Raw genomic sequence first — 26,579 nt, forward strand, 5'->3', positions numbered from 1 at the left:
TTTTACAGGAGACTGTCATGACCCGCTCATTCCGTACTATCCTGTGTGCCTCAACGCTCGTCACGCTGGCAGCCTGCGCGGCTCCGCCCCCGGCAACACCGCCTGCCCCGCCACCGGTGCCGGATCGCCCGCTGGGTGACGGCGGCGTCAGCACCTTTTATCAGCCCCCCGCCACAGTGCCGGCAGAAGCCGGCCGGATGATCCGCACCGAAACCATTCAGGGCCTTAAACTCCCTGACAATGCAGATCACGCCGAGCGCATTCTCTACACCTCCATCAGCGGTGTGGGGAAAGAAGAGCCGGTTTCCGTGTCCGGGCAGATCATTTTCCCCAAAGGCACGCCGCCTAAAGGCGGCTGGCCGGTCATTGCGTGGGAACACGGCACCACAGGCATTGCGGATGTCTGCGCGCCCTCATGGCGCGGCTATTTCTCGCGGGACCGCGCCTTTCTGGACCACTGGCTGAGTGCGGGCTTTGCCATTGTCGCCAGCGATTATCAGGGCTTGGGCACACCGGGGCCGCACCCTTACCTGATGTACAAGCCCGAAGCGTATAGCGTGCTCAATGCACTGCGGGCTGCGCTCAAACAGTATCCGGACCAGCTGCGCAACCGCATTGTTCTGGTCGGGCAGTCTCAGGGCGGTGGTGCCGCTCTGGGCACCGGCTGGATGGCCCCGCGCTATGCGCCGGACCTGCATATTCTGGGTGTTGTTGCTACCGGGGTTGTGACGGACTTTGCGATCACAGCGCACCCGAAGCATCCGCCCATGCCCCGTAGCAATACAGAATCTCCCCATATGGCCGCAGGGTTTGAAATTCTGACGGATGAAGGCTCCAAGCAAAGCCTGCATCCCGGTCAGGATATGGATACGGGCATGACAGAAAAAGGGCATGACCTCTCTCGTCAGGCACGCCAGTCCTGTCTGGGAGATCTCTTCCGCTACACGGACAGTCACGACATCACCACAGCCAACATGTTCACCGCAGGCGTCGCACCGGAAGATCCGGCCTATATTCAAGCCTTCACCATTCCCAATGCACATTTCTCCGTGCCGGTTTTGGTCGGCACCGGTCTGGCCGATGGAGAAGCCGGCATCAGCCAGCAATATAATGCCGTCGCCGCCATGTGTGATGCCGGAACCCATGTGACATGGGTGCAGTATCACGGCCTGACTCATAACGGGGCTGTTAACCCTTCTGCCAATGACTCTGTGCCTTTCGCTCTGGGCCTCCTGAAAGGCAAAGCACCGAAAAGCACGTGCAGCACACTCAAGCCGCTCGGGCATGAAGAAGAGCCAACGCCGGGTATCAAGTGGAATAACTAAAACAAAAAACGGCACAGGACTCTCTCCTGTGCCGTTTTTGCTGTCTTCTCAAAACGCTTAAAATATTAACCCGCTTTTATTTTTGCAATCCACTGATCAACCAGATCAGACATCAGATCCAGCGGCATCGCACCGTTCCCCAGAATGACATCATGGAACGCCTTGATATCGAACTTGTCACCCAGTTCGGTTTTGGCTTTTTCACGCAGCTTCAGAATGGTCTGCTGGCCTAGCATGTAGCCCAGCGCCTGCCCCGGCCATGCAACGTAACGGTCTGTTTCTGCCTGCATATCCGGCTCACTGGTGGGCGGATGCGCGTGGAAGAAGTCGCTCATCTGCTGCCGCGTCCAGTGCTTGTAATGCACACCGGTATCCAGAACCAGACGATCAGCCCGCAGCAGCGCGCCGTTCAGGCGACCATAGTCGCTGTAGAGATCCTGATAAAAGCCCAGTTCTTTCCCCAGACCTTCCGCATAAAGTGCCCAGCCTTCCACATAGGAATTGTAAGCGCCCTGCTGGCGGAACGCGGGCAGAGGCATGTCCTGCGCCAGGGAAATCTGGAAGTGATGCCCCGGCACACCTTCATGATACGCCGTGTCTTCAATCGTATAGAGATCGCGCTTGTCGTAATCCCCCGTATTGACGAACACGATCCCCGGACGAGACCCATCCGGTGTGCCCTGATGATACTCGGCACCGGCTGCATCCGCCTCGCGGTAGGCCTCAACCGACCGCACTTCCAGCTTCGTCTTGGGGATCTTGTTGAAAATGCGCGGTAAGGCAGGCCACATCTGCGCAATATAGCCGCGATATTTCTCCAGAATTTCTTCACGAGATTTGGCATACAGCTTCGGATCATGCTCCACGGACGCCCGCAGCGCGGCCAGATCGGCAAACCCAAGCTTGTGGGCAATCTCCGTCATCTGACCTTCAATCTTGCTCACCTGCTGCAAGCCAAGCTGATGGATGTCTTCCGGGGCCATGGGGCTGGTTGTCTGCACCCGGATTGCATAGCGATACAGGGCATCCCCATTCGGCAGAGACCAGATGCCTTCATGCACGCGGCCATGCGGCACGTAATCGGTCTTTACAAACTGAGCAAAACTGGCGAAGGCAGGCCGAACTTCTGTATCAACGGCTTTCAGAATAGCCTGTTTCAAACGGGCCTGCTGCGCCGCAGAAATCCCCTTGGGGAAGCTTTCAACCGGCTGGCCAAAGACGTTTTTAACACCCGCCGGTTCTGCAACCTGCTCAAGCTGCGTCACCACTTTTTCAAGCAGATAGCGCGGCGGGACCAGACCGTCCTTCATCCCCTGCTGCGCCAGAACTTTCAACTGCGCCAGCACTGTGGGCAGCGCATGCAGGCGGTCGAGATAATCCTGATACTGTCCCGCTGTTTCAAACGGAATGGAGGACACAAAGCCCGGCAGCATCAGCTGCACGCCCTGCACCTGATCAATCGGCAGCTCATAGGTTTTGAGCGCAATACCGCCCAGCTTGTCCTGAAGCTGACGGATCATCATCGCACGGCTGATCTGCTCCTGCCCTGTCAGGGTTGCGGGATCAACTGCTTCAAACCGTTTAAGAAACCATGCTGTGGTAACTTTATCTCTTGCAATCTGCTCCAGAGAATAATCGGTCCACTGCTTGTTGTAGCGATAGTCACCGATGGTGGTTGCAAGCTCGGGGGAAGACCGGAGCTGATACTGCCACTCCTCATCCAGCAGGGCCGCAAAAGCCGTGCTGGCAGAGGGTGCTGCCGGGGCGGCCTGCGTCGTTTTTTCCGGGGCTGGCGCAGCCAGTGCCGTGCCGCTGGCCAGCACACAGGCCAGCCCTAATCCTGCCAGACGATATCGTGGGAACACAGTCATCTTCTCCCTGCAAATCATACAAACAATTATGCCTGGCACGGGGCCAGGCATAATCACGTCGTCTTATGTTTTTAAGTGGTTCCGATCTTCATTACAAATCAGAACTGAACACCGGCCTGAAGGAAGACATAGCGGCCAATAATCTCATCGGAATACATCGCCAGAGCCGTATTGGTGCCGCCATCGGGCACAAACGGGGGCTTCTTATCCAGAATGTTGTTGACGCCACCTTCAAAGTTCCAGCGGCCCAGACGATAGCTGGCCGTGATGTCATGCGAGAAGATACCCGGCACCTTGCAGTAAACGTAAGTCTTGCAGGACAGGTCGCTTGAACCATCGGTAAACTTCATCCCACCGGTGTAGTGCATCATGTAACGCAGGCTGAAGTCGTTATGGTGCCAGGTCACCGTTGCATAATCACGCACACGCGGCATGCCGTAACCGCTTTGATAGAACAGACGGCCTGCATAGTTGTTCCACTGGCCATTCGGTTCGTTCTGCTGCAGGTAACCCACCAGCTGCTGGAAGTTGTTTTCCAGCGTGAAGGAATCCTGCGGCGTAACCTGAATATGGTAGCTCAGGTCAAAGTCGATGCCGTTCGTGCGCAGGCCGCCAACGTTGGCATACAGATCGCTCACCTGCGTCAGCTGGCCAGCGGTAGAACGCTGCGCAACCTGAGAACAGTAAGACGGGTCCGCCCCGGTATAGCACTGGTCTGCCACATACTGCACAGGCAGCACGTTGATCATATGCTGCACGGTGTAGTGCCAGTATTCAACAGAAGCCATCAGCCCCGGCACCCAGCGCGGCGTGATAACTGTGCCAACTGTGTAAGTCCGGCCAATTTCCGGCTGGAGGTTCGGGTTGCCGCCCGTCAGCGTCGGGATCTGCCCGGTGTTGACGTTCACAAAGTTTGCCGGGTTCACACCCTGAGTCAGACATTTGGACGTCACCGCCGCACTGGCCGCTCCATAGCTGGACGCCTGCGCACAGGGGTCCGTGCCCGGATTGTAGGAAATGGACTGGCCGCCAAACAGTTCCGACATATTCGGCGCACGGAAGGACGTACCCAGCGTGGCGCGGAAGCGGATATCCTGCACCGGTGCCCAGTTGATGCCCACCTTCCAGTTTTCGGCACTGCCAAACGTGTTGTAGTGTGAATACCGGCCCTGCGCGTCAATCGTCAGATCTTTCGCAAGAAAGGCGTTCTGGAGCAAAGGAATTTTACCTTCCAGATACACTTCCGTCACGTTGTAGCCACCACCCGTATAGGTCGCGCCACCACCAAGATCACCGTTAGCAGCAAGCGCATCCGGGGTGTAGCTTGCCTGCTCACTCCGGTGCTCAATACCGCCTGCAATCCCGATATTGCCGCCATGTTCATACGGCAGTTTCACAACCTTGTTGTTAAAGACGCGGAAGTTGAAGTCACGCATCTGGTAGTAGCTGTGGTCGTTCTGGGTGTAGCCAATATAGTTTCTTGCCTGCTGGGAGAGCGGCTCGAACGGATTAATCAGCGTACAGCCGGGGGACGACGTACAGACGGAAGGATTATAAACCACCGCACTGTTCGGGTCAGACGGATCAACCTGCTGCTGGCCCAGAACATTCATCGCATTGCGATAGTTCGTCATATTGTTGGTGGTCATGGTTGCAACGGACGAGCCATACGTCATGGACGCATCGTACTGCCAGTTACCGACAATCTCACCCTTCATGCCGCCCATGACCTGGTAAGTATCGACACCTTCCTTGTATTCACGGTTCCCGATATCGGCCATCCGCTTATACAGGGACACATCTTCCCCCCACGTATTGTAAGGGTTGCCGGCCGGCAGGATCCAGGATGTGCTGAGGCTTGAGGGATAAGACGAACCGGTAAGCGGGTTTGGTGCCATCTCGTTCATGGCATCCTTGTGGGTGTACCGAACGTTGGCATACAGCTGGAAATGCTTGCTGATATCGTAATGCATGTCTCCAGACAGGTTCCCGCTCTGCAGGTAGTTTGTCATGGAAGCATCACGCGCAAAGTTATAACGGTCAGAATTGCCAAACGTATGGAAACCACTACCCGAGCTGTTGGCCACCAGGTTGGTCGTGCTGCCATCAGCATTCGGCACCATCACGCGCGTCGCGGTGGAAACGGAACTGCCGTACGGAATTGCCTCGCCCGGTGCCACGTTCGCATTCCACGGCAGGCGAGACCACTGGCGGTCACGCTGGTAAATCGGGCTGGTGGTCATGTACTGACCAAAGATGCTGATATTCCCGCGGTCATGGTCAAAATTAAAGCCTTTGAAGCCTGAAATCTTGCCAGACTGCCCATCACCATAGCTGCTGATCCCGCCGCGCACCTGAATGCTGCCGGTTGTCAGGTTATGCTTGAGCTTGATGTTGATAACGCCGGAAACTGCGTCCGCACCATAGAGTTCGGACCCACCGTCTTTCAGAATTTCCACAGAGGAAATCTGGTCAACCGGGATGGAGTTCAGATCCACGCAGGAGCTGCCCTGCCCCATGGTTTCAACCTGACGCTTGCCATCGACCAGCACCAGCACGCGGCTGGGGCCAAGGTTACGCAGGTCCGGGCAGGACATACCCAGACCACCGTTGGTGGTTGTGTTGTTTGCGCCCTGGGACCCCATGGAGGGCAGACGCTGCAGATAATCACCCAGTGTTACAGCAGAGGTTTGCTGGATGTCTCTGGCGCTGATGATCTGAACGGGGTTGGGATCCTGATGTTTACCAGAAGACAGTGCAGAACCGGTTACGGTAAGCACTTCCGGCTGTGCTGCGGCACTCTTCGCTGTGCGACGCACAACGCGGGCTGACTCGTTTTTCTTCTTCACAGACGCAGCAGTGGATTGATCCTGGCGCGGTGACGCCTCTGCGGCAGCTGCCACAGACTGAGCATGGGCACTGGACCCGATGATCAGGGACAATGACGACGAAAAAGCGAGGAGCGTGAGGCGATGGGGTAAATACGACATCCTTCAGCGTTCCTTAATTCTTGAGCGGTGATCCGCTAACTCTCGTGTGGTGAGGACATCAAAATCGCTATCAGATATCGTATACCATTGTCAAAACGGAATTAGTTTTGGGATGCATTCTGTTGCGCGCCCGGTTTTACGCCATTTAAACGGGGGCGCCCCCCACAAGCTCATCTGACGGCATGCCTTTCAAAAAGATCATCCAATATCTTTTTGAAATTTCTATAAATTTCTCTTTAAACAGAAAAAAGCGTGCAGAATTTTCAGCTCTGCACGCTTCTATCGGGCCTTGTTGCAACAGGCTGAACCTGTCACCTAAAATCCACAATCGCTGACTTATTTTGATACCGTTATAAGATTAAAATCCCTTTAGAAACACACAGAGACTTTCATAATCAGGAAACCTGGAATCCACGACAGAATCGATCTTCTTCATCAATCCAGATCGTGTTGAAACCGGTCGAAACCGCACTCCCCTCAATAACGGGGACAATCGCCTTGTAGTCTCCCAAAGTCGTTTCTTCCGCGACCGTTCCTTTGAACGCACTGTGGATGTAACTTTCATGCGTGAAGGTATCCCCTACCTTCAGAGCCCCCTTATGGTGCAGATGTGCCAGCCGGGCAGACGTTCCGGTGCCACAGGGGCTGCGATCAATCGCATGGTCTCCATAAAAGACCGCGTTACGGCTCTGCGTAGCGGTTGCGCCTTTATCCACCCAAAGAACGTGGCTTACCCCCTGAATACGACTATCCAGCGGATGAACCGGGCTAACAGCCTCCCGCATCCGTTCCCGCACAAGCGGGCTTAATTCCAGAATACGACGGGCTCCAAGCTGATCCAGCCCTTCATAGGCGCCTTGCGGCTCAACAATAGCGTAGAAGTTTCCGCCATAGGCCACATCCACGGCCAACGGCCCAAGACCCGGCACATCAATCTTTATATCCGTCGCCGCAACATAAGCCGGCACATTCCGGATCGCGACACTCCGCACACGGCCGTTGTCCTCCGTGTAGGTGATATCAATAATCCCTGCCGGCACTTCCAGTTTCAGTTTTCCGGGCGTGCGTGGCGTGAGCAGACCGTGTTCCAGCCCAAACGTCACCAGCCCGATTGTCCCATGCCCACACATGGGCAGGCATCCGCTGGTTTCAATAAACAGGATGCCGGCATCGGTGTCAGGCAGCGTGGGGGGGTAGAGAAAACCGCCGGACATCATGTCATGCCCACGGGGTTCAAAACACAGGCCTGTGCGGATCCAGTCAAACCGTTCCAGAAAATCCTGACGGCGCTCCCCCATGGAATTCCCCCGCAGCAGCGGAGCCCCGCCACTAATCAGGCGGACAGGATTGCCAGCAGTATGACCATCAATACAGAAAAATGTGTGACGCATTGCTTTTAAAATCCATGCTTCGGCGTGCAGCAAAGGCACGATCCGGCTTTCTTTTTGGTGCGATTTTCGTCTATCGTATACGTATCATGACCGATATGACCCGTAAAGCCATCCCCCGTCCCGGCTCACCCGCCCCCTCTTTCATCCAGACACTTCGCCGTATCAGGCGGTCCGTCTGGCAAACGGGGCTGTGTTTTGGCCTGTGCGCTGGCACGTCTTCTCTCGCTTTTGCGGCACCTGCACCATCGGAACCGCCAGCCCTCCTGCTGGGCGCGGCCTGGTATCCGGAACAATGGCCGGAAGACGTCTGGGAGCATGACCTCGCCCTGATGGAAGCGGCCCACATCCATCTGGTGCGGATCGGTGAATTTGCGTGGAGCCGCATGGAACCGCGTGAAGGCGAGTGGCACTGGGACTGGCTCGATCACGCCATCACACTGGCGACAAAACACCATATGAAAGTCCTGCTAGGCACCCCCAGCGCTGCCCCGCCAGCCTGGCTGACGCAAAAATATCCAGAGACCCTGCGCGTCTCAAATACCGGCGTGCGGGATGAACACGGGAACCGGCAGCAATTTTCTTTTATCAGCGCGCGCTACCGTGCCCTGACGCACGATCTGGCGGAACGTATGGCCGTGCGCTACGGCCACAACCCAGCTGTTGTCGGCTGGCAGATTGATAACGAGCTGGCGGAACCCTCCTTTGACCCGGAAGCCCATAAAGCCTTCCACACATGGCTTCAGCACAAATACGGCACCATCGAAAATCTGAACCAGAAATGGTGGACCAGCTACTGGTCTCAAACCTATTCCGATTTTGGCCAGATCCCGGTGCATGATGCGGATGAAAACCCGGCCCTGCTGTTAAACTGGAAGCAGTTTGTAACCGACACATGGGTGAGCTACGTCCGTAACCAGACGGCTCCCATCCGCCAGCACGCCCTCCCCTCCCAGTTCATCACCACGAATACCATGGGCTGGTTTGACGGGTTTGACGGCTACACCCTGCACCAGTCCCTCGATCTGGTTGGGTGGGATGATTATGAAACAGACTGGACAGACAACGCCGCCCGTCATGATCTGGCACGCGGATACAAGAACAAGAATTTCTGGGTCACGGAAACAGACCCCGGCTTCGTTAACTGGCGGCCCAATAATCTGGCGCATGATAAAGGCGAGGTCCGCGCTCTGGCATGGCAGGCTGTAGGCCACGGGGCCGATGCTGTAGAATACTGGCAATGGCGCGCCGCCCTGAACGGTCAGGAACAATATCACGGTGTTATTGCGGGCGCAGACGGTAACCCCGCGCCCATTTATGCCGAAATCCAGAGACTTGGCGCTGAGTTTGAAAAAGCCGCGCCTGCTTTGCAGGGCACGTCCCCCCACGCACAGGTCGCGCTGTTGCATGATATGCCCTCACGCTGGGCCATCAGCTTTCAGAAACAGGTGGAAGATTTTAACCCGGTCAAAGCGCTGACAGCTTTTTACGGCCCTCTGCGTCATCAGGCCGGCACGGTCGATGTTATCTCGCCACGCCAAAATCTGGCTCCCTACAAGCTCATTGTCGCCCCCGGCCTGAATGTACTGCCGCAGGAGACGGCTGAGCACCTTCTGGACTGGGTGCGGCAAGGTGGCCATCTGCTGCTGGGGCCACGCTCCGGCATGAAAGACGCTGAAAACGCTCTTGATCCACACCTCCAGCCCGGCCCGCTGGCACCTTTTCTGGGAGCGCATGTCTCACAGTTTTACGGGCTGGTTCAGCCTGTCCCCCTCTCTCTGGGGCACACACAGGGCACGGGCATTCTCTGGGCAGAAACGTTGGAGCCAACAGACCCAGCAACTCAGACGGAAGGCAGCTATGGCCCCTCCAATGGCTGGCTTGATGGGCAGCCCGTTGCTGTCAGTCATCAGGTTGGCAAAGGGAAAATCACCTATCTGAGCACAATCCCCGATGCCGCAACGCTGGATGCCTACATCAAAAAGCAGGTTCAGGAGGCTGACACACTCTCTCCGCTTGCTGATCTGCCTGCTGATATTGAGGCCTGCCTGCGCACTGGCAAGGACCATAGCGTTCTGGTGCTCATCAACCATGCCAGAACGCCGGTTACGTTCACTCTCCCGCAGCCTCTCGCCAGCACGGATCTGCTGGCCCCCGAACAGTCCGCTTCCGGACAAATCACGCTGCCGGGCTACGGGGTTCGCGTTCTAACACGTCCAAACCCTGCTTGAGGCTTAGGCAAACAAAAAAGGCTTTCTTCCTGAAACTGGAAGAAAGCCTTTTTTCCGTGTCTCCTACACTCTGACTACTCAGAGAAAAATTTATCCCAAAACTCGCGCGTTACTGCGCCCCCTCACTGGCATAAGGAGAACGTCCGCCTGTCTGGATAAAGTGATCAATCGCGCCATCCAGCACCGGCAGCGGGACAGAACCGGTCGCCAGAACAGCATCATGGAAAGCCCGCAGGTCAAACGCTTTGCCCAGCGCTTTTTCCGCCCGTGCGCGGTTGCGGCGGATATCAGACTCACCCAGATAGTAAGAAAGCGCCTGAGCAGGCCATGCAATATACCGATCAACCTCGGTATCAATCTCATGCTCGGACAGCGCGGTGTTTTCACGCAGATATGCCCGCGCCTGCTCCCGGCTCCAGTGGAGATGATGCAGACCGGTATCAACCACCAGACGCGCTGCACGCCAGGCCTGATAGGAGAGATAACCGAACCGGTCATACGCCGTTTCGTAAATCCCCATTTCATTACCCAGATATTCACAGTACAGCGCCCAACCTTCCCCGTAGGCTGAAATATAGTTGAACCGGCGATAGGGCGGCACTGCTGGCTGCTCTTCTGCCAGAGACAACTGCAAGGAATGCCCCGGGGAGGATTCATGCAGTGTCAGAGCAGGCAACGCATAGAGCGGGCGGGATGGCAGGTCATACGTATTCACCAGATAAGTGTGCGGGCCACCGCGGCCTGCCGTATAAACCGGGGCAACGTCTGCAGGGACGGGCTCAATGGTAAAGCGCCCACGCGGCAGGCGGCCAATGATATCCCCCACCTTGCCATCAACCCGCTTGGCTAGCCATGCGGCATCTTTCAACAATTCATCGCCCGTTTTGGGGTAGAATTGTGGGTCCGTGCGCAGGAATTTCAGGAAAGCGGGAAAATCCCCTTTAAAATGCGTTTCAGCCATCACACCAAGCATCTGCTTGTGCAGGCCTGCAACTTCCCTGATCCCAATTTTGTGGATTTCATCCGGGCTCATATCCAGCGTGGTGTATTCCCGGATCTGAGAGCGGTAATATGCCTTTCCATCCGGCTGATCTTCCGCCGCGAGTGAGGCACGGGCATGCGGCAGATACTCATCCTTCATGAAAGCATAAAGCGTTTTATAAGCCGGAATGACCGTTTCCCGAATGGCATTCAGGCCATCCTGCCGCAAGGCCGCCTGCGTTTTGGCGGGGATATCCTCCGGGAAATGCTTGAAGGGCGGTGCAAATGCGCTGTCTTCCGGCGTAACAGACGCCATTTTTTCCAGATCCTGCAACCGCTGCTCCACAATCAGCTTCGGCTGCACAAAACCACGCGCCATTCCGGCTTTCATGGCGGCAATTTCGTCTGCAAAATACCGCCCCGTCTCATTCAGGCGGCTCATGTAATCGCGATAATCCTGTTCCTTGATGAACGGCGTATCGGACGGAGGCAAATCACTCCAGAAGCCGGAATCCGCATCAAACGGAATTTGCCAGACCTGCAAGTTCTGATCATCCAGCAAAACCGTCAGCTGTTGTTTGTAAACAGCGTAATTCACCTGATCCTGCGCAGAAAGACTTTGCACGGGAATGGCATTCAGGTCTGCCAGCGCTTTACGCCATGTTTCCTGACGCGCCTGCTGTGTTGCCGGGTCCACTTTTGGGAGATGGGCTGAAGGTTTTCCATCAGGCAAACTGCCCTGAAGGTCCATGCGCCATGCCCACTCGTGCTGATAAAGGTCCTGAAAAGCTTTGGTCGCAGACGGATCGACTGCCGCCTGCGCGTGCGCAAGCGGGCCACAACTCAGTAAGGCTGCCGTCGCCATAAGAGCCAGACGTCTGACAACCGTAACACAGCGCGTGGGATGAACCTGCATGATGCAAAAATCCTTCTTTTCAATTATGGCACTCTAAGCGCGCAATCAGCACCCCGAAAAGCAGACAGAGCAAAAAAAACGGCCCCCTTTGCAGGGAGCCGTTTGGAAAGGAAAGCCGGCTCAGCCGAGTTTTGGGCGGCTGGCAGCAGCGGCTTCCACCATGTCAATTACCTGCTTGCGGCGCTCACCTTCCAGCGGCAGACGCGGGGAACGGACAAGCTCACTGCCTCGGCCCATCACCTGCTCAGCCAGCTTGATGGACTGCACCAGATCATGCGCAGCATCCAGATGCAGCAGCGGCATGAACCAGCGGTAAATGCGCAGAGCTGTTTCAATATCACCACGCTGCAGGGCTTCCACCAGCGCCACAGATTCCTGCGGGAAGGCACTGGTCAGACCGGAAATCCAGCCTTTTGCTCCCAGTGTCAGACCTTCAAACGCCACGTCATCAAGACCCGCCATCATCAGGAAGCGATCACCAAAACGGTTCGGGACATCGGTATAACGACGGGTATCGGAAGAACTTTCCTTCAGACCGACAATGGTTTTGCAATCTTCCAGCTCAGCCAGAACATCCAGTTCCACGTTCACACGGTAGGACGTGGGGTTGTTGTAAATGATGATCGGCAGATCGGTCGCTTTGGAAATTTCGCGGAAATGCGCAACCAGTTCATGCGGCTTGGGCACATAGACCATTGCCGGCAGAACCATCAGCGCATCCGCACCGCTTTTTGCAGCCTGTTTGGCAAATGCCACAGCACGCGGGGTTGTCATTTCAGAGACACCAACAAACAGTGGCGCGCGCGTTCCGGCCACTTCACGCGCGGCTTCCAGAATCTCCACTTTTTCTGCGGGTTCGAGCGAATTGTTCTCGCCACACGTCCCCATCATGACAAGACCGTGCACGCCGTCATTGATCAGCGCGTCAATAACCTTCTGCGTGCCCTTCAGGTCAACGGACAGGTCTTCGTTAAACTGGGTGGTAACTGCGGGAAAAACACCTTTCCACGTCATTTCCAGTGCCATGTGTGAGCCTCCTTGCTCTGCTCTCGTTTCGTTTATCGTATACGTAACACCATCGTAGTGACCCGTAAAGCATCCTCCTCGCCCTCTTGATAAAAAAGCACACTCATCTGCTCACGCTTCGTTCTTTTGCTGCTATAAACAGGAATAAATGTCTTATACCAAAACCAGAATGAGCTGCTTGCTCACAATCTGAAATTCGTTTATCGTATACGCAATGACTATTTTTTGAGTCTGGAGCCGCCTTTTATGAGCACCACAGCCCCTCTTCCTGCCCCACCTGCCCCCATCAGCAGCGCCGCCTTCGCACAGCGCATCCGCTCGGTGCAGGCTCTGCTGGAAAAAGCAGGGCTGGACGCGCTCGCCGTGAATGCCGGCAACAGCATGCGTTACTTCACCGGTGTGCCGTGGGATGCGACGGAACGACTGGTGGCACTGATCATCCCCCGCACCGGCACGCCCGTTGTGGTCTGTCCGCATTTTGAAACAGGCTCTCTTAAAGCCTGCCTGCGGACGGATGTGGAGATTGCAACCTGGCAGGAAGATGAAAACCCCGCCTTGTGCGCTCTGGCACCCTATACCGCAGGCGCACGCATTGCTCTGGACCCGGACTTCAGCTTTGGTTTTGTAACCGCCATGCGCAAAGCGCGGCCTGACCTTGTGCTGGAAGATGACGCAGGGCTGATTTCCAACATGCGGGCCTGCAAATCTCCTGAGGAAATTGCGCTTCTCACCCACGCGATGGCTATCACGCTACAGGTCCACAAAGAGGCGTATGCATTTTTGAAACCGGGCCTTCTGGCCAGTGAAATTCGCCGTTTTATTGATATGCGCCACCGAGCTTTGGGGGCGGATAATGGTTCCTATTTCTGTGCCGTGCAGTTTGGGCACGCTACCGCCTACCCGCATGGCATTCCGGGAGATCAACTTCTGGAAGAAAACGACCTTGTTCTGATTGATACCGGCTGCCGTCTGGATGGGTATCATTCCGATATCACGCGCACCTATGCCTTCGGCCAGCCTGACCCGGAACAGGCGCGGATCTGGGCCATTGAAAAGGAAGCGCAGTATGCGGCCTTCAATGCCGCCAGAATTGGCGCACCCTGCCATGCAGTGGATGATGCCGCCCGTGCGGTGTTGGAACGCCATAACCTTGGCCCGGATTACAAACTCCCGGGCCTGCCCCACCGCACCGGGCATGGCATTGGCCTGTCCATTCATGAAGCCCCGTATCTGGTGCGCGGCAACACAACCCCGCTCAAAGCCGGCCATTGCATGTCCAATGAGCCGATGATCGTCATCCCCGATACATTCGGCATCCGGCTGGAAGACCATTTCTACATGACGGAAGACGGTCCCCGCTGGTTTACCGAACCCGCCCACAGCTTCACCGCCCCGTTCAACTGAACATCTGACCCAGAAAGACGGACACCTCTCATGCCCTCTCCCTCCCCCTCAGAGCGCCTGACGGCACTTCGGTCTGCTCTGTCCGGCCTTGGTGTAGACGGGTTCTTCCTGCCCCGAGGCGATGAACATCTTGGCGAATACGTGCCAGCCTGCGCCGAACGACTGGCCTGGCTGACGGGCTTTACCGGCAGCGCCGGGCTCGCGCTGGTCCTGCCGAATACGGCCGCCGTTTTTTCTGACGGGCGCTATCAGGTGCAGATGCGCCAGCAGGTGGACACGTCCCTCTGGTCTGTCGAGCATATGTATGAGACGCTACCACCACTCTGGCTGGCCCGACATGCACGCGGAAAATCTATCGGGTTTGACCCGCGCAGCGTGAGCGTTCGGGATATCGAGGCGCTGGAGCAGGCTGGTTGTCATATGGTGGCCCTCCCCTGCAATCCTGTCGATGGCATCTGGGCAGATCGCCCCAAAGCTCCAGCCACACCTGTCTGCACGCAGCCTCTGGCACTCACCGGGCGCGAAAACAGTGTAAAAATTCACGATATTGCGGACATGCTCCGTCAAGCCGGGCAGGATGCCGTCATTCTGCCTGACCCGACCAGCATTGCATGGCTTCTGAATATTCGTGGCCGGGACCTGCCCTTTTTGCCGGTCGCCCTGTGCTTTGCCATCCTGCATGCGGATGCCACGGTGGATCTGTTTATTGATATCGCCCGCATTGATGATGCCGTGCGCAGCCACCTCGGCACCTCCGTCCGTGTGCACATGCCTGCGGACATGGAACAGATTTTGCAAACCATGCACGGAAAAACCGTGCGACTGGACCCGGCCCGCTGCCCCATCTGGTTTGCCAGCACTCTGAAAAACGTGGAGGCCACACTTGCAGAAGGCACAGACCCGTGCCTGATGCCGCGGGCCTGCAAAACCCCGGCAGAACTGGACGGCATGCGCCGTGCGCATCTGCTGGACGGGATTGCTCTATGCCGTTTCCTGTACTGGGTGGAAGCACATGGCGTCGGCAAAACCGAAGCCGCTATTTCGGACCATCTGCTGGCCCTGCGCCGCGAGGCAGAAACCTGCATCGGCCCGAGCTTTCACACCATTGCAGGCTCTGGCCCCAACGCCGCCATCATGCACTACGCCCCCACGGCGGAACAGTGCAGCGTAGTGCAGGCCGATGCCTTTCTGCTGGTTGACAGCGGCGGCCAGTATACCTGCGCCACAACAGATGTAACCCGGACTGTCTGGCTGGGTGCAGGCACGCCACCCGAGGACTGGAAAAAACAGTATACCTGCGTGCTTCAGGGGCTGATCGCGCTGGATCAGGCTGCCTTCCCGGCTGGCACACATGGCTATCGTCTGGACCCTCTGGCCCGGCTGGCCCTCTGGAAAGAAGGGCTGGATTTTGACCACGGCGCAGGGCACGGCGTCGGCAGTTGCCTGTCCGTGCATGAATGGCCACTCGGCTTCACCCGCCGCCCCGTGCTGGACCCGCTCCATGAGCATATGGTGATGACGAACGAACCGGGTTTCTACGCCCCCGGATCTCACGGCATGCGGCTGGAAAACCAGATGGAAACCTGTCTGGCCTATAAAACCGAAACAGGCGACTACCTCCGCTTTAAAACCCTCACGCTGGCCCCTATTGATACCCGCGGCATCATTGTGGACCGCCTGACAGAGACGGAGCGCAACTGGTTGAACAGCTACCATGCCCGCGTGCTGGAGCAGATCGGCCCCCATCTTGCCCCCAGGGAGCGCGACTGGCTGCAACGGGCCTGCGCACCGCTATGACAGCCACACTTCCCCCTCCCCGTTCCGTTCTTGTGCTGGGTGGCGGCATTATTGCACGCACCTGCGCCCTGCGCCTTCAGGAACAGGGGTGCGCCGTCACGCTGATTGCTGAGCCGGACACCGCCCCGCCCTCATGGGGCAACGCCGGACATATTGCGACGGAGCAGGTGCAGGTTCTGTCCCGCCTTGCCACGGCCACCCGCGTGCTCTCTGACCACTTCCCGCGTGGCCCCGTAGCGCTGGACTGGGGCTCCGCGTCCGCGTGGCTCCCCTGGTCTTTCCGCTTTCTGCGCGCCTGTCTGCCCGGCACTGTGCAGCGGGGCGATGCCGCCTTGCGGGGCCTGATGCTCAACGCACTGCCCGCATGGGAAAGGCTGACCAAAGCACTGGACCGGCCAGACCTTCTGGACCTGCGCGGTGTGGTCAAACTCTGGGAAGGCGCAAACGCGGCAGAGAAAGCCACAGGTGCGCTCCAGACGGACCACGGCCCGGCAACCACCGCGCCCCTGAATGCTGCGCAGCTTGCTGCGTTCAATCAGGCCCTCGGCACCCCCGTTAAAGCAGGCGTGCATTTTGCAGGCACGGCGCACATCACTAACCCGCGTGACGTGCTGGATGCTCTTCTGGCGCGGTTTATCGCAGCCGGTGGCACGCATCTGACTGCCCGTGCGGTGAAGATCACGCCGGAGACAGAAACTGTCCGGGTCAGCACCACGCAAGGGGATCTCACCGCAGACCGCGTTGTCGTAGCCTGCGGGGTGCGCTCTGGTGGTTTGCTGCCAGACGTCGCTGTACCGCTGGTGGCGGAACGCGGGTACCATGTGGAATGGGACCACGGCGGCCAATGGACACTGCCGAATGCGGTTTTTGAAGACCGCGCCGTAGTCGTCACCCGCTTTGGCAGCCGCCTGCGCGCAACATCTTTTGTTGAGTTCACGCGGGATGCCTCCGCGCCAGACCCGCGCAAGTGGGAACAACTGGAAGCCCATGTGCGTGCATTGGGCTTACCCGTCGCCTCCTCCTTTGCCCGCTGGCATGGCTCCCGCCCCACGCTGCCGGATTACCTGCCTGCTCTGGGCACGTTCCGCCATGCGCCGCGCATTGTTGCGGCCTATGGGCACAACCATCTGGGCCTGACCCTCGGGCCTGTCACTGCGGACGTGCTGAGCGCGCATATCCTGCGTGGCGCTCCCCTCCCCACAGCTTTCAGCCCGGACAGGTTCGGCCTGCGCTCCGGCTCTTCGAAATAAGGAAACCTAATGACTCTGACAGGCGCTCTTCTGATCGGACAGAATACGATCACTCGCCCCGAGACCTTTCAGGCCCTCAATGCGGCAACAGGTGAAACACTGGATACAGCCTTTTCCTGCGCAACGACCGACGATGTCCGCACGGCCTGCACTCTGGCTGATGAAGCCTTTGACACCTTCCGCGCCACGACGCCGGAAGCCCGTGCGCAATTCCTTGACTGCGTTGCGGATGAAATTGAAGCCATTGGTCAGGCTCTGCTGGATCGCGCCAACGCTGAAACCGGCCTCCCTCTGCCGCGCCTGACGGGTGAACGGGGCCGCACCATGGGGCAGCTCCGCATGTTTGCGCGGGAACTGCAGGCCGGACGTTGCCTTGATGCCCGGATTGACGAAGCCCTGCCCGACCGCAAACCCATGCCGCGTGCAGACCTGCGCCAGATCCGCATTGGCGTCGGCCCGGTTGCCGTGTTTGGCGCCAGCAACTTCCCGCTGGCTTTCTCCGTCGCCGGGGGGGATACCGCATCCGCGTTTGCGGCTGGCTGCCCGGTGGTCGTCAAGGCACATCCGGCTCACCCCGGCACCAGTGAGCTGGTTGGCCGCGCCATTCAGTCCGCCGTGAAGAAATGTGGCCTGCCGGAAGGCACATTCTCGCTCGTCGGTGGCCCGGATTATGCGCTGGGGGCCGAACTGGTCAAACACCCGGCCATTATGGCGGTCGGTTATACCGGCTCCCGCGCCGGTGGCCTTGCCCTCAGCAAGATTGCCGCCGCCCGCCCGATTCCGGTGCCCGTTTATGCAGAAATGAGCAGCATCAACCCCGTCTATCTGCTGCCGGAGGCGCTTAAGACCAACGCCGAGAGCCTTGGCGCTGCCTTCATCGCCTCCCTGACGATGGGCGCTGGACAGTTCTGCACCAATCCGGGCCTCATTCTGGCTCTGAGCGGCCCGGATCTGGATCGTTTCTGCCAGAGCGCGCAAGAGGCTCTTAAAACCGCCCCGGCTCCCACCATGCTGACCCAGTCCATCCATGCCTCTTACGATGCAGGCGTGGAAACACTGGCCGGGCGGCCGGGTGTGTCTCTGCTGGGCCGTGGGCCGAAGGGCGATGCTTCGAGCTGTCAGGCCGCCGTGTTCACCACGGATGCCGAAAGCTTTATGCAAGACCCGGTCATGCAGCATGAGATTTTTGGCTCCTGCTCCCTGATTGTTGCCTGCCCGGATCTGGACACCCTGCTCGCCCTGACGCGCAGCCTTGAAGGCCAGCTGACAGGCACGCTGCATCTGGAAGACGGCGATATTGCCGTCGCTCAGGCGCTGATGCCGGTTCTGGAGCGCAAGGTCGGCCGCATTCTCGCTAATGCCTGGCCGACGGGTGTGGAAGTGTGCGCTGCCATGGTGCATGGCGGCCCCTTCCCCGCCACAACAGACCCACGCAGCACGTCCGTCGGCACTGCGGCCATTGAGCGCTTCCTGCGCCCGGTGTGCTATCAGGATCTGCCGGACGCCTTTCTTCCCGCCGGTCTGCGCAGCACCAATCCCCTCGGCCTGCCGCGCCAGACCGATAAATAAAGCCCCCACCAGCCAGCCCTTCGACTGATGACAGGAGCCCTTCATGCCGCATGATGAGTCAGGCCACTTCAAGCAACGCCTTGGTCTGTTTGACCTGACCATGATCGGCTTTGGGTCCATCTTCGGCTCGGGCTGGCTGTTTGCCGCTGCCCATGTGGCGGATATGGCTGGCCCTGCCAGCATCGTTTCATGGCTCATCGGCGGTGTCGCCGTTTTGCTAATCGGGCTGGTCTATTGCGAACTCGGCGCTGCCTTACCTCTGGCGGGCAGCGTGGTGCGCTACCCCGAGCAAGCCCACGGGTCCACCGCTGCCTTTCTGACCGGGGCAATGACCACCATTGCTTTCTCCAGCCTCATTTCCATCGAGATTGTCGCCGCTCGCCAATACGCCGATGCATGGATAGGCGGCCTGTCCCGCAATGCCAGCGGTGACCCCACTCTGGCCGGATGGCTGGTACAGTTTACAATTATGGTTGTGCTCTATGCCATCAACCGGCGCGGCATTGGCAGCTTTGCGCTCATCAATAACATCGTCACCGTCTTCAAGTTTCTGGTGCCGACGCTGGTTATCGTGCTGCTGCTGGCCTACATGCACCCCGGTAATTTCAGCCTGCATGGCTTTGCACCACATGGCTTTCAGGGAGTGGAGACAGCCATTTCCGCCGGCGGCGTCATTTTTGCCTATCTCGGCCTGACGCCCATTCTGTCCGTCGCCAGTGAGGTGCGAAACCCGCAGCGCACTATTCCCATCGCACTGGTCGCCTCCATCTCGCTGGCCATGCTGGTTTATCTTCTGCTGCAAACAGCGTTTATCGGCGCGTTGCCCGCTAACCTGCTGACGGAGGGCTGGAACGGCATTGCCACCCGCCTTGCCTTGCCGTTTCACGATATTGCCGTGCAGCTTGGGCTGAGCTTTCTGGCTCTTATGGTGGTGACAGATGCCATTCTGTCCCCCACCGGGACCGGTAATATCTACATGTCCGCCACGGCCCGCGTCGTTTACGCTTGGTCCAAAAGTGGTACGTTTTTCCCGCTGTTCCAGCGTATGAACACCAAGCGTGGTGTGCCCGACAAAGCGTTGCTGCTGACCTTCGGCCTTGCCCTTTTCTGGACTCTTCCGTTCCCCTCATGGCAGGCGCTTATCGGGGTGGTCTCCTCCGCCCTCATGCTGAGCTATGCCATGGCTCCCACGTCTGCCGCAGCGCTGCGGCGCTCTCAGCCTGACCTCCACCGCCCTTTCCGTCTGCCTTACTTCAGCCTGCTCTCGCCGCTGGCTTTTGCCATTGCGTCCCTGATTGTCATCTGGACAGGCTGGACCACGCTCTGCTGGCTGATGCCCGCCCTGCTGGTTCTGACAGGTATTTTCATGGCCGTTGCCCGCCGCGGCCTCTCCCACGCAGAGTGGACACAGGAACTGCGCAGCAGCCTCTGGATGCCTGCTTATTTTGTGGGGCTGCTGGCTCTGTCCTGGTGCGGCCCTTTTCAGGGTGTCGGTCTGCTGAACCACGTATGGGACGATGTGGCTGTCGTCGTGTTCGCGCTGATCATTCACCACTGGGCCGCGCGCTGCGGCCTGCAGAATCAGGCAGAAAAATCCGCCTGATCCCCGCTTAAATTCTTAACGACGGGGTTCTATTTCAGCGCGCCGCGCAGATCATCCAGTGTGGTCTGGATATGTTTGCGCATCAGCTTTTCAATCTCACGCTTGTTCCCCGCCAGCCAGCAGGCCATCAGGTCCCGATGTTCCTGATTAGCGCGGGTATCAATATCCTGCATGTGCATGTGAAAACGCACATAACGGTCCGCCGTCACGTTCAGCAGGGTCAGCACGTGAATGGTCGTGGGGCCTGCGGCAGGCTCCACCAGAGCCAGATGGAACAGTCGGTTATACACCCCGCGCTGCGGGTCCTGCCGTGCTACTGCACTTTCAAGCTCTTCCAGACAGGCCTGCGCCTTCTTTGCATCCTCTTCCGTAGCACTCTGGGCTCCAAGGGCCGTCGCCTCAGGCTCAATCAGCAAGCGCAGATGAAAGACGTCCTCCGCCTCCTTACGCGTTAGCGGGGTGACAAAAAATCCTCGTTTGGGATGCAGGGAGACGAGGCCATCCTGTTGCAGGCGCACCAGAGCTTCACGCACCGGAATTTTGCTGATCTCAAATTCGGCAGCAATGCCGTCCTGACGGATTGGCTCACCTTCCCCCACCTCTCCGTTCAGAATTTGCTCACGGAGAACGTCATAAAGCTGGTCAGAAATGGACCGCGAAACAAGCCGCGTCTTCTGGGGGGTGATCATACTATGTAAACTTCACTTCTATCGCTCAGATCTTGTTTATATAGCTAGGCCATTCCCCCGCCCGAAACAACCGACAGGCACAAGATGGCAGACAATCACAGCTCCCTTACTGAGAGCTTTTCTGCCCCGCAGCCAGCAGGCGCACCCCAAAGAACGGTCCGTTGGAGCGTGACCCACCGGGCAGGATCCGCACAGTCAGCGTATCTTTGCCCTGTGTCCAGGCTTCCGGAATGGCCGCCTCCACCTCCACAAACCGCGCAGGCATTTCCGTAGGCCAGCTCAGGCTGGAAAGAGGCTTGCCGTTGACCAGAATACGCGTCCCCTGTGTGCGGGGAACATCCTTGCTCCACAAAGTCGTTTGCAAAACAAGCGGTCCCGGTTTGGCCTTCAGGGTAAATTCCATAAACCCACCAGACCGCAGATCCCGCCCGTTCCGGCCACGATACACCAGTGGCCAGGAGCCATCCGCCCGCAGGCCATGGTCATGCTCCTGCTGCATCTCCCCAAGATGGATGACATCAATCGTTCGGGCTGCAATATCTTTCTGGCGGCGTTGTTCCTTGCGATACACACCTTCTTCCTGATGCCATTCGCTTTCTGAAAAACACCGCAGATACAGAGCACTCCGGCGCTTGTACTGCGCATAAAACGGCTTGAACTCAAGCTGCGCGGGCCTTCCTGCCTGCGTGGTGCGATAGACAGCTTCCTGCCCTGCAACGGGTGCCATATCCCGCACGACATCTGAGGTTACAAGCGCCGGGTCCATGGCATCATAAGGCCCTTCAGCACTCGCAAGGTCAGCCGCCAGAACCATCGGTCCATGCAGGAGGGAGACAAGATGAGGGGCCTCAACCGGCGTTTCTGTGCGCAATGCCAGAGGGAGCGTCAGCGCCACCGTATCCCCCGCATGCCAAGTTCGATTGAGGACCAGATAACCGCCTGAAGGCGTAGCGGGAACACTCTGGCCATTCACGGTGAGGCTCAGATCCCCTTTGACCCAGCCCGGCACCCGCAGCGCCAGCCGGAACGTCGCTGGCGCTTTTATAGCCTCAACCTTCAGAGTAACCTGCCCGTTATACGGATAACGGGTTTCCATCCGCCAGGACACGTCTTTACGCGCCCACTGCACCTGAGAGGGAATGTAGAGATTCACAAAAAGCGTCTCTGCCCCCTGCCACCAGATGGACTCTCCATGCTTGGCATGGCTCTCCATCCCCGTGCCGACACAACACCAGAAGCTGTCCGTCGGGGTAGACCACTCGCGCACGCCCGCGGTGATAGTTGGCGTCATGTAGGTAAACAGCCCCGTCTGCGGGTCGTGTGCCGCCAGAACATGGTTCAGATGGGCGCGCTCGTAGTAGTCGAACAGTGTGCTGTCCGGCTGCCATGTATAAAGCTGCCGTGTCAGTTTGAGCATATTGTAGGTATTACAATGCTCGCAGGTCTGCTCGGTAATATGCTGAGAAATGGTATCCGGTTCCGAGAAATATTCCCGGTCCGCATTCCCGCCAATTACATAACTATGATGCTGCGTGACCGCCTGCCAGAAAAAGCGCGGGCCAACCTGCCAGCGCGCATCCCGGCTGACTTCTGCAATCCGCCCCAGCCCAATCAGTTTGGGGATTTGCGTATTGGCATGGCGATTAGCCAGATCATCCTGTCGGGCCATCAACGGGTCCAGCACGGGCCGGTCATAGGTGCGTTTTGCCAGACGCAGCCACTTTGCATCCCCTGTGCGGGCTGCCAGTTCGGCAAAGCTCTCGTTCAGGCCGCCATATTCACAGGTCAGAACTTTTTGCAGCTGTGCGTCTGTCAGCTTGCTGTAAAAGGCTTCAAAAAAACTGCCCAGTTTCACTGCAACAGTCAGCGCGTTGGGGTTCTGACAATAGGTTTGCGCATCAAACAAACCCGCAAAAGTTTTGTGGATATTATATAAAGGAGACCAGGCTCCGTTCAGGTCAAACCCACCTGACCGAATATCGCCTTTTTCCATTTCGGCAAAAATTCTTTTCCCGTCTGTAATCGTGCCGTCTTTTTCCTTACGGGTGAAGCCGGCCACATACCCATCGCCCCATTTATCCTGAACCGTCGCCAGTTCCTGCACAATATAGGCCACCCGGCTGCGGCATTCGGCATCGCCTGTCTGCGCATACATCAGGGCAAGAGCGGAGAGGTAATGACCCAGCGTATGCCCTGCAATCGTGTCATTCTCCCAGCCGCCATACACTTCCCCTTTGGGGGACAGCCCAGCCTGCACGCGGAAGTTGTGGAGCAAACGGTCTGCGCTCAGGCTAAGAAGATAAGCCCGATTACTCTCAACCGCATCGAGCCAGTGAGACGGCAACAAGCGAACATCCTGAAGGGGTATAGGTGTCACACTCTCTCCAGCCAAAACACCCCTTGGCCCGCGCGCTGCAAGCGCCTGTCGTGCCCCCGGCAAAACGGACGCAGCCCCACCCAGAGCAACACTCGCCAGCAGGAAGCGCCTGTTTAGTCTCATCTCCATCGTCTTTTCCTCACGTCGTTTTAAAAACGCTTCCTGTTTTCTGAATAAGAGTCTTGAAGCCCGATACTGATCAGGGGCTCATCGCCTGCAAATGCAGACCTGTTGGAGTGTTATGCAAAGGCACTTCCCACGCATCCCGCACCTTTGGAGCCACAGGATTTACGCCGTAGATATGCATTGGCGCACCCGCAGGATACTCGGCACGCAGCCGCGCCACCGGGGTCCAGCTTTCTGCAGGCGCCAGCGTGATATCCATGTCGTGAGAGGCCGGATTATAGTGAACACTCTCAAACTTCCCGCTTTCCAGCGTGAGGAACACCCCTGCATCCGCCACAAAAATGCGGGTTCTGGCACTGTCTTTAGGCGTAATGGTCACGCTGCCATCACCCTCTTCACGCAACAGACCACCAAAAGCCTGCCAGCCGAAGTCAGGATGTTTGACAACATCAACCTGTGTTGCCAGCGCATGACCATAAAAGCCCATGCCATAATCCCCGGAATACGCATCAAACCGCATGACATCGGGCGCAGAATGGAAGGCCGCAGATCCAAAGCCTTTTTGGTCAATATTGGTCAAAGCCCCCATCAGCCCACCATACGCCACACGCAGCATATAAAAATCTGTGGGTTGCGCCTGAAACGCCGAGAAAAGCGGAACCGCATTCAATGCAGAGCCGTAATGGTGGATTTGCCTCTCTATTCTGGCAATTTTACCGGCATAAAGAAAATCCCAGTAGCGCCGGGCGTTGCCATTATAGCCCCAGCTAGGCAAAGCAGGATCATACGCCAGAATGGCATCCCGTGTTTCGTCCGCCTGTGCCACATCACCAAAATAGCGGAGCCAGGCATAGACTTCAGGCTGACCGGTGGAATCCCACGCCATTTCACTCCCATAAGGGTAACGCTGGCTTTTCCAGACGGTCTCACGCTTTTTCATCAGATTTTCGATCGTCTGAGCTTCTTCTGTCAGGTTTTCCCGTTTCAGATCCTTCAGGATTTCAACAAATACATCGCCTTCCATCAGGCCATACTGCGTGTAATAGGGAGCCTGCTGCATCATTGCAGTTATGGTAACGGCCGCTTTATGCAGATACCAGTTCGCATCATGCTGCTGCACCAGCCCCGTATGGTTCCGCGCCAGCCGATATAAAACCCAATGCACGATAGCGACATGCGGATAGTTATACGCCCGGCCAATATCCGCCGCTTTCTGGCGAGACCATGATGCCCATGTTTTCCAGTTTTCTGCCGCATTATAATAATCCGGGAACTGTGCAGGGTCATAATAGAACAGGCTTTTTCGCACCCCGCCTTCTGTTGGGCCGGAGGCGACCTGAAGCTGCCCGACAACAGTTTCATTCGCAAACTGCTCCAGCTTTGCAACTTCCTGCGGCTCTGGATTATCCAGCTCCTTCATAGCCGCCGCCACATAGCTCCCGGCTCCACCCTCGTCACTCAAACCGGCAATCCAGACACGCGGGTCCTGCGTGATGATGTGTCCTGCCTCCCGATCAAACGTCATGATCGACGGACTACGATGAAACGGATCTGAGGGGTTTTGATACCATTGCTCGGAAAATAGAAAACGGCCCATATCCGCCACGGCCGTATGAGCGGATTTGGTGACGAAATAGCTCAGCGTCTGCACGCTGCCATCCGCATAGGTGACGGAGAGCCGCGCCCGACCCCATATTTTGCCGTCCACCCTATACCGCTGCCAGACGCCGTGGGCACCCTCCGGACTGATGCTAAGCGCCCCTTTTGGCTCTACGGAAAAAGACTGCACAGCCTGCGCAGACTGAAGATACAGCGTTGCGGGCAAATCTTCAGGCACCACATAGCCCGGCAGGCTGACAGCAACAGGCCGTGCATGGGCCGCAAGTGTCTGTTCAATGCCGCGCACGTTCGGCGCAAACGCAAACCTCAGGCCAAACGTGCGTGTTTCACCGGGCTGTAAGGTGAATTGCGTAGGCGCATTCCATTGGCCTCCCGCTTTTTGCCATTCCTGACCAGCAAAACCACCGCTGACTGGCATCCAGTCATAAAAGCCTTCAAAAGTCTGGCTGCGCGGTGTGGCCTCTGCCAGCACATCCGTTATCCCTACCCCTCCGGCAGACGGTTCCACCAAAGGACGATACACTTCCAGCGGCGTGCGCCCTTCGGGCATTCCCAACAACACCGGCCCGGCACCATTCATGCGCGCGACCTGAATATAGCCGCCATCCCGTGCGATGGCCGGGTCCACAAACACCTCGTGCTTGTGGGCGTCATCCAGTGTTTCGTCAGTAAAATCGTTTCCAAAAACCAGCGGGAACCCCATACCACCGACCTGCACTGCCTGCTTGCCGGGATTGGCTATGGAAAACTGTAAAACCAGATCCTGCCCCGAAAGCCTCCATACACGACGCACACGCAACGGAAAGCCCGTCCCCAAAGAGGCAGTGATATCATCCTGCCGCAGCACATCGCCCCCTGAAGGCAGGCGCTGCACAGGCCGTTTTACATGCCATGAGGAAAAATCTTTCCAACCAGCCGCGCCTTCGGTTCTGAGCCGAAAATCAATATCCCCCAGATGTGCAAAGCCATTTCCCTGCCGTCGTCCTTCCAGACGCCAGAGCAGATAGTCGGCCTCTTTATCCGAGCTGGCGGCAAGAGACCGCAGCGTGCCATCCGCACCATGAAACCGCATAAAAAACGGTCCTGCGCTGCAAAGCCTTACGTTCCCATCCGTCGTGCATTGCCGCGCAGACTGCGCTTCCAGACTGGACGCCCCTGCCTGCGCAAAAGCCTCCAGTGGCAACAAGGCCCCACCCAACGTCGTCAGTGCGGAAACGCAGGAAAGCCGTGCGAGAACCTTCACCGTGCCGCCAGTTTTCCCAAAAAAACGCCGTCTCACAGTGCTGAAGCCTCTCATGACAGGGATATCTACGCATATATCGTATACTATTTTACTTTTGAAGGGTAGATTTTATGCAGACACCCTAAAAAGATATGGAAAGTCGGTTGCCGAAAATTTCAGCCATTTTTGCAGAC

The 26,579-nt window shown here is 57.6% G+C and carries 15 protein-coding genes; 7 read left to right on the forward strand and 8 right to left on the reverse strand.

What is annotated here, in order from left to right; translation table 11 throughout:
• The first annotated feature begins 17 nt into the window (after nt 1–17).
• On the forward strand, nt 18–1,325 hold the full coding sequence (locus HK23_RS12305; RefSeq protein WP_086654183.1) for an alpha/beta hydrolase: 1,308 nt from the start codon (nt 18–20) through the stop codon (nt 1,323–1,325).
• A gap of 65 nt (nt 1,326–1,390) precedes the next feature.
• Here the strand turns inward: HK23_RS12305 and HK23_RS12310 are convergent, their stop codons facing one another.
• From HK23_RS12310 to HK23_RS12325, 3 genes are all read right to left on the reverse strand, one after another.
• Nucleotides 1,391–3,196, reverse strand: a complete 1,806-nt coding sequence (locus HK23_RS12310) for a DUF885 domain-containing protein (RefSeq protein WP_086654184.1) — start codon at nt 3,194–3,196, stop codon at nt 1,391–1,393.
• Nucleotides 3,197–3,294: 98 nt separating this feature from the next.
• On the reverse strand, nt 3,295–6,186 hold the full coding sequence (locus HK23_RS12315; protein WP_256940186.1) for a TonB-dependent receptor domain-containing protein: 2,892 nt from the start codon (nt 6,184–6,186) through the stop codon (nt 3,295–3,297).
• 395 nt (nt 6,187–6,581) lie between these two features.
• A complete protein-coding gene (locus HK23_RS12325) occupies nt 6,582–7,577 on the reverse strand; it encodes a 4-hydroxyproline epimerase (protein ID WP_086654211.1) in 996 nt (331 codons plus the stop codon).
• 86 nt (nt 7,578–7,663) lie between these two features.
• Between HK23_RS12325 and HK23_RS12330 the strand changes: the two genes are divergently transcribed.
• Entirely contained in the window at nt 7,664–9,805 is a 2,142-nt protein-coding gene (locus HK23_RS12330; protein WP_256940187.1) for a beta-galactosidase, read from the forward strand.
• A 109-nt stretch (nt 9,806–9,914) separates the two neighbouring features.
• Here HK23_RS12330 and HK23_RS12335 read toward each other — a convergent pair whose 3' ends face one another.
• Nucleotides 9,915–11,702: a DUF885 domain-containing protein gene (locus tag HK23_RS12335; protein ID WP_086654186.1), complete on the reverse strand. Its 1,788-nt coding sequence runs from the start codon at nt 11,700–11,702 to the stop codon at nt 9,915–9,917.
• Nucleotides 11,703–11,822: 120 nt separating this feature from the next.
• On the reverse strand, nt 11,823–12,728 hold the full coding sequence (locus HK23_RS12340) for a dihydrodipicolinate synthase family protein (protein ID WP_218777710.1): 906 nt from the start codon (nt 12,726–12,728) through the stop codon (nt 11,823–11,825).
• Nucleotides 12,729–12,974: 246 nt separating this feature from the next.
• On the opposite strand from HK23_RS12340, the gene HK23_RS12345 reads away from it, so the two are divergent.
• From HK23_RS12345 to HK23_RS12365, 5 genes are read left to right on the forward strand one after another with little or no spacing between them, the layout of a single operon-like run.
• Nucleotides 12,975–14,132, forward strand: a complete 1,158-nt coding sequence (locus HK23_RS12345) for a M24 family metallopeptidase (RefSeq protein ID WP_086654187.1) — start codon at nt 12,975–12,977, stop codon at nt 14,130–14,132.
• Nucleotides 14,133–14,162: 30 nt separating this feature from the next.
• Nucleotides 14,163–15,929 (forward strand): aminopeptidase P family protein, encoded by a 1,767-nt coding sequence (locus HK23_RS12350; protein ID WP_086654188.1) that lies wholly within the window; start codon nt 14,163–14,165, stop codon nt 15,927–15,929.
• Nucleotides 15,926–17,179, forward strand: a complete 1,254-nt coding sequence (locus tag HK23_RS12355; protein ID WP_256940188.1) for an NAD(P)/FAD-dependent oxidoreductase — start codon at nt 15,926–15,928, stop codon at nt 17,177–17,179. Before HK23_RS12350 ends, HK23_RS12355 begins: the two co-directional genes overlap by 4 nt.
• A 9-nt stretch (nt 17,180–17,188) precedes the next feature.
• Entirely contained in the window at nt 17,189–18,748 is a 1,560-nt protein-coding gene (locus HK23_RS12360) for an aldehyde dehydrogenase (NADP(+)) (protein ID WP_086654189.1), read from the forward strand.
• Nucleotides 18,749–18,791: 43 nt separating this feature from the next.
• On the forward strand, nt 18,792–20,351 hold the full coding sequence (locus HK23_RS12365) for an APC family permease (protein ID WP_086654190.1): 1,560 nt from the start codon (nt 18,792–18,794) through the stop codon (nt 20,349–20,351).
• Nucleotides 20,352–20,380: 29 nt separating this feature from the next.
• Here HK23_RS12365 and HK23_RS12370 read toward each other — a convergent pair whose 3' ends face one another.
• The 3 genes from HK23_RS12370 to HK23_RS12380 all read right to left on the reverse strand — a co-directional run bounded on the left by HK23_RS12370 (nt 20,381) and on the right by HK23_RS12380 (nt 26,442).
• On the reverse strand, nt 20,381–21,040 hold the full coding sequence (locus tag HK23_RS12370) for a GntR family transcriptional regulator (RefSeq protein ID WP_086654191.1): 660 nt from the start codon (nt 21,038–21,040) through the stop codon (nt 20,381–20,383).
• Between the two features lie 106 nt (nt 21,041–21,146).
• Nucleotides 21,147–23,546, reverse strand: a complete 2,400-nt coding sequence (locus HK23_RS12375) for a glycoside hydrolase family 127 protein (RefSeq protein WP_086654192.1) — start codon at nt 23,544–23,546, stop codon at nt 21,147–21,149.
• A 70-nt stretch (nt 23,547–23,616) separates the two neighbouring features.
• A complete protein-coding gene (locus HK23_RS12380; RefSeq protein WP_256940189.1) occupies nt 23,617–26,442 on the reverse strand; it encodes a DUF5695 domain-containing protein in 2,826 nt (941 codons plus the stop codon).
• Nucleotides 26,443–26,579 lie beyond the last annotated feature (137 nt).

The sequence above is a fragment of the Acetobacter malorum genome, from assembly GCF_002153605.1.
In the GTDB taxonomy this organism is placed as follows: domain Bacteria; phylum Pseudomonadota; class Alphaproteobacteria; order Acetobacterales; family Acetobacteraceae; genus Acetobacter; species Acetobacter malorum_A.